The sequence below is a fragment of the Intestinibacillus massiliensis genome, assembly GCF_900155735.1.
GTDB classification, from domain to species: domain Bacteria; phylum Bacillota; class Clostridia; order Oscillospirales; family Butyricicoccaceae; genus Intestinibacillus; species Intestinibacillus massiliensis.
In genome coordinates, this window is the sequence record NZ_LT707048.1 from 3,820 (window position 1) to 7,043 (window position 3,224).

7 protein-coding genes are annotated in these 3,224 nt (G+C 63.8%); 2 read left to right on the top strand and 5 right to left on the bottom strand.

Annotation, left to right across the window (positions count from 1 at the left end; all coding sequences use genetic code 11):
• The 4 genes from CZ203_RS01220 to CZ203_RS01235 all read right to left on the bottom strand — a co-directional run.
• On the bottom strand, nt 1–494 hold a 494-nt coding region (locus tag CZ203_RS01220), incomplete at its 3' end, for a replicative helicase loader/inhibitor (protein ID WP_159456298.1).
• Nucleotides 491–1,168: a DUF6291 domain-containing protein gene (locus tag CZ203_RS01225; protein ID WP_087064273.1), complete on the bottom strand. Its 678-nt coding sequence runs from the start codon at nt 1,166–1,168 to the stop codon at nt 491–493. The genes CZ203_RS01225 and CZ203_RS01220, both read right to left, overlap by 4 nt.
• 58 nt (nt 1,169–1,226) lie before the next feature.
• On the bottom strand, nt 1,227–1,457 hold the full coding sequence (locus CZ203_RS01230; RefSeq protein ID WP_087064274.1) for a hypothetical protein: 231 nt from the start codon (nt 1,455–1,457) through the stop codon (nt 1,227–1,229).
• A gap of 146 nt (nt 1,458–1,603) precedes the next feature.
• Nucleotides 1,604–1,819: a helix-turn-helix domain-containing protein gene (locus CZ203_RS01235; RefSeq protein ID WP_143436060.1), complete on the bottom strand. Its 216-nt coding sequence runs from the start codon at nt 1,817–1,819 to the stop codon at nt 1,604–1,606.
• A gap of 204 nt (nt 1,820–2,023) precedes the next feature.
• Here CZ203_RS01235 and CZ203_RS01240 point away from each other — a divergent pair, with 204 nt between their 5' ends.
• Nucleotides 2,024–2,371 carry a helix-turn-helix domain-containing protein gene (locus CZ203_RS01240; protein ID WP_159456299.1) on the top strand — a complete coding sequence of 116 codons (348 nt, stop codon included), beginning with the start codon at nt 2,024–2,026 and terminating at the stop codon, nt 2,369–2,371.
• Complete coding sequence (locus CZ203_RS01245; protein ID WP_087064277.1) at nt 2,358–2,783, top strand: ImmA/IrrE family metallo-endopeptidase; 426 nt, start codon at nt 2,358–2,360, stop codon at nt 2,781–2,783. The genes CZ203_RS01240 and CZ203_RS01245 overlap by 14 nt, the downstream gene beginning before the upstream one ends.
• 84 nt (nt 2,784–2,867) lie before the next feature.
• Here CZ203_RS01245 and CZ203_RS01250 read toward each other — a convergent pair.
• Nucleotides 2,868–3,224 (bottom strand): zinc-binding dehydrogenase (locus tag CZ203_RS01250; protein WP_143436065.1); only part of this gene is annotated, 357 nt, incomplete at its 5' end.

Genomic DNA, 3,224 nt, shown 5'->3' on the forward strand with positions numbered 1-3,224 from the left:
CGCACGTCCGCGGGCAGCGCCAGCCGCTCCATCGCGGCCCGCGCCCGCCCCCGGTATGCGCGCATGAAGTTCGACGCGACGACGGTTTGCAGCGTGTCCGCGTCCGTGGCCGCCCAGGTGCGCAGCATGGACGGCGAGCCGACCACCTTCTGCACCACGGGCGGCAGCTTTTCAAATGCCTCGGCCGCGTGGTAGCTGCCCCGCTGGATGGCGCGGGAGACCAGCGCCCAGGCCTGCGCCTCGTCCGGCATATCCGGCGCATTGAGCTGCGCCAGCCGCGCCTTGACCTGCCCGGCCGACGGCGGGAAGCCCTTGGTGTCCGTCGCGATAAACGCCTTGACCGCGGCCAGCACCTGGTCGCCGTCGTCCTCCGCGAACAGCTCCTTCCACAGCCGCGCGGAAATCTGCGCCCCCTCCGGGGACTTGTCCCGGTAATAGGCCGGGTAAAACTCCCGGATGATCGCCATGAGCTGCAAAACCTGTTTCCCTGTCAAAACTCGTCCCCCTCCATCTCGAGCACAAGGTCGGCGAACACGTTGCCCGTGCCCTGCCGCCGGTTGCCGCCCCTGTCCTGCGTGCGCGCCAGCCAGCCCGTAATGAACCGCAAAATCCCGCGCCTGGTTTTCCGTTTCCCCGGGTTCGCGTCCAGCCAGCCCTTCATGCCGCGCAAATCCTGCATGATATCCACGGCGGGGTACAGCGCCCCCCATTCCCGCACCATGCCCTCCGTGATACGGTACCGGGACTTGTCCAGCAAGGGCAGGTAAAACACCGCCGTGCTTCCCGTCCCTTGATCCGTATCCTGATCCGTTTCCTCTTCTGTTTCCTGATCCTGCTCTGTTTCTTCCTCCGTATCGGGTTCCCCGGGTTCTTCGGGAAACCGTCCGGTTTCCAAAGGGCCCGCCGGGGGGCCAGCCTTGCGCGGGCGCCCCCCCTTCGCCCCGTTGGCGCGGTTCTGCTCGCAGCGCGCGCTGTATTTCTGCGCGTCCCTGTCCATCTGCGCCCGGATGAAGGAAAACGCCATCTTCGCCATCCCCTCCACCGCCGGTTCCGCGCCGGTTTCCGCGTAATCGAACAGCGCGAGCAGCAGCCGCCCCCGCTCCGCGTCCGGCAGCAGCGTGAGGTGTTCCTTATAGTCCAGATACAGGAGGATGCTCTTTTTTTCCATCACTCACCTGCCCGTATGTACCGGGGGCGGCCTGCGCCGCCCCGGTTCCCGCTTTCCCTTATTTTTTGCGCCTTAAGTAGGCGAGGTAGGCCTGTTCCTCCTCGATCCTCGCGTCCATTTCGTGCAGCGTGCCCCGCAGCGCCTCGCCGAAAAAGTCCATACGCCCGGCCATCCACGCCGCAAAATCGTCGCGGTCATCCCGCATATAGGCAAGCCGGTTGGCCCGCCGCTGGTAGGCCGCCTCCGGCGGCTCGAGCGCCCGCTCCGGGCATCCATTCCGTTCTGTCACTTGACAACCCTCCCAAACCGTGTGTATTATGGTGTGCATCAGCCGCGCCGGCAAATCCATGCTATCCTTATGTGCGCGCCCCGCGCCCTAGCACCCGCCGCGCCGCCCGCTGCAAACTTTTCCCATCCCGCGCTTACAAGTCCGGATTATGGTACAGCCGGTGTGTTATGATAATCATGTAAGGGAGCCAGGCGGCGCAGCGCTTCCCGGCAGGCCACCTCCGCGCCGCCCGGCTCCCGGTGCCCGTTCAGCACCGCGCTCAGGTATTTTTCGTGCCAGCCGATCTCCGCGGCCAGCCGTTTCGCCGTGATCCCGCTGAGGTGCATTTGTCCAACCACTTCCGCCGTCCATTGTGCAGGCATACAAAAGTAATCCCCTTTCGTCCCGTTTTGTTGACTTAGGTTATCTTCCGTGTTACGATTGACATGTCAAACAAAGCAGATGCGGCTTTGTTCACCTAAGTTATCTTATGTTCTTATTATACGATAACTATGGTGAGCAGTCAAGGGGTTGTGATAACTTTTTTGATCGCCGCCGCCCTGCATAGAAAGCGGAGGGTACAAATCGTGTTTTATGACACTTTTTACGGCTTATGCAGCAAAAACGGGATCACGCCCAACAAGGCGTGCGTCGATTGCGGGATCAGCAGGACGTCGGTGGCCAAATGGAAGAAGGGCGCGACGCCGAACGGGGCGACGGTGGCCAAGCTCGCGGACTATTTCGGCGTCACGGCGGACTTCCTGCTCGGCGGCGGGCAAAAGGGGACGCCCGCCGGTCTCCCGGCGGGCGTCAGCGACGAGGATATTAAGTTTGCGCTGTCCGGCGGCGACGGGGTGATTACCGACGCGCAGTTCGAAGAGGTTAAAAAATTCGTACAATTCATAAAGGAACGTGATAAGCTTGACCAGAAATGAACTTTTTGACTATGCAAAACAAAAAGGGCATCAGGTTATTTTCACAAAGCTGCAGGAATCCGGCGCGCTCTCGGTCGAGCTGGACGGCACCTGCTACATCGCCCTCGACCCGGCGGACGCCGGGGCCGCGGAGCTTGAACACTTGGCGCACGAGCTTGGCCACTGCGAATACGCGGGCTTTTACAGCATCCTCACGCCCATGAACACGCGCGGGCGCATCGAGTACCGCGCGCGGAAGTGGCAGTACCGCAAGCTGGTGCCGCTCGGCGAATTGCGGCAGGCGATCCGCGGCGGGCTGACCGCGCCCTGGGAGCTGGCCGACCATTTCGGCGTGTCGGAGGAGCTGCTGTCCCGGGCGTGCCAATATTACACGGACGCCTGCGGCGCGACCTTCGCGCAGGAGGCGATCTAGCCCCGCCGCCCTGTTTTTGCCCCCGCCCTGCAAACAGGCAAAAAAAGCGCTTGCCGCACCCTGTGCGGCAAGCGCTTCCTTGTTTTACGGCCGCAGCGCGACCTTGATCACGCCGTCCCGCTTGCCCTCGAACAGGCGGTAGGCCTCCATGGCCTGCGCAAGCGGGAAGGTGTGCGTCAGCAGCGGCGTGGCGTCGAGCTTCCCTTCCGCGATCAGGCGCAGGATGTCGCCGCAGTGCGCCGCGTCCACCCCGCCGGTCTTGAAGGTCAGGTTTTTGCCGTACATGTCCGGCAGCGGCAGCGTCTGCGCCCGCCCGTAGAGCGCCACGACGGCCACGGTCGCATTCGGCCGCGCCAGCCGCCAGGCGGCCTCAAAGGTGCCGTCCCCGCCCGCGGCCTCGATCACCGCGTCCGCGCCGCGCCCTTCCGTCAGCCCGGCGAG